The 996-nt window shown below is 67.6% G+C and carries 1 protein-coding gene; it reads right to left on the reverse strand.

Translation table 11 applies throughout. From position 1 onward, the window contains the following. Window positions 1–7: 7 nt before the first annotated feature. On the reverse strand, window positions 8–996 hold a 989-nt coding region (locus AACX88_RS17445; RefSeq protein WP_339394126.1), incomplete at its 5' end, for an IS30 family transposase.

Here is a 996-nt window from a genome sequence, read left to right on the forward strand (position 1 = left end):
GGCGATGTCAAGGCGTCGAAGCAACATGGGGCTCGCCGGCGAGCAGTCGAGCGAATGCCTCGGTGGGCGTGAGATAGCCCAGTCGGCGGCGGGGTCGATTGTTGATCTCCTCGGCGATGGTGGTGAGGTAGGGCTGGTGATCGGGGATCACCGTGCCCTTGGGCAGATACTCCCGGTAGAGCCGGTTCGTGTTCTCGTTGCTGGGCCTCTGCCAGGGCGAGTGGGGATCGGCGAAGTAGACCGGCATCGCCGTGGCCAGGGAGACCTTCGCGTGCTGGGCCATCTCGCTGCCCTGGTCCCACGCCAACGATGCCTTCATCATCTCGGGCAGGTCGTTGAAAAACTCGATGACCGCGTCAGCGGTTGGCTCGGCGTGTTTCGAGGGCAGGGCCAGCAGCCCGGTGAACCCGCTCATCCGCTCCACCAGCGTCGCCGCGCACGAGGTGCCGTTCTTCCCGATGATCAGGTCACCCTCCCAGTGCCCCGGCACCCGACGCTGGGCGGCGTCCTCACCTCGCTCCGCGATCGGGACCATACCTACGATTGGGCCACCGCGCGTCCGCCCGGTCGTACGTGGTCGGCGCTTGGTCCGCTTGGACTGCAGGAAGATGCCCTTGCGGGCGAGCTCACCCTTCGGGATTGCGTAGATGTACTGGTAGATAGCCTCACCGGAGACGGTTCGGCCGCGTGCGTCAGGAGAGTTCGCCATGCGTTCAACGGTCGGGTCTGTCGCCTCCAGACGCAACCGGCCCGCTATCTCGTTCGGCGTCCAGGACGCGGCCAGGTCGGCGTCCACCCTCGCCTGCAGCACCGGATCCCCCGCGACCTTCCGCTGCTGCGGGCGAGCTCGCCGACGCTGCGCTCTGACGTCTGCGGTCACGGCCTGGTAGCCGCGGGTCTTCGTCGAGTTCCGGTGAAGCTCCCGCGAGATCACCGACGGGCAACGCCCCAGGTGACGGGCGATCCTCCGCACCGACCAGCCCGCTTTCGAGGCCG

Origin of the sequence: Brevibacterium metallidurans (genome assembly GCF_037101285.1) — a bacterium.
Classification (GTDB): domain Bacteria; phylum Actinomycetota; class Actinomycetes; order Actinomycetales; family Brevibacteriaceae; genus Brevibacterium; species Brevibacterium metallidurans.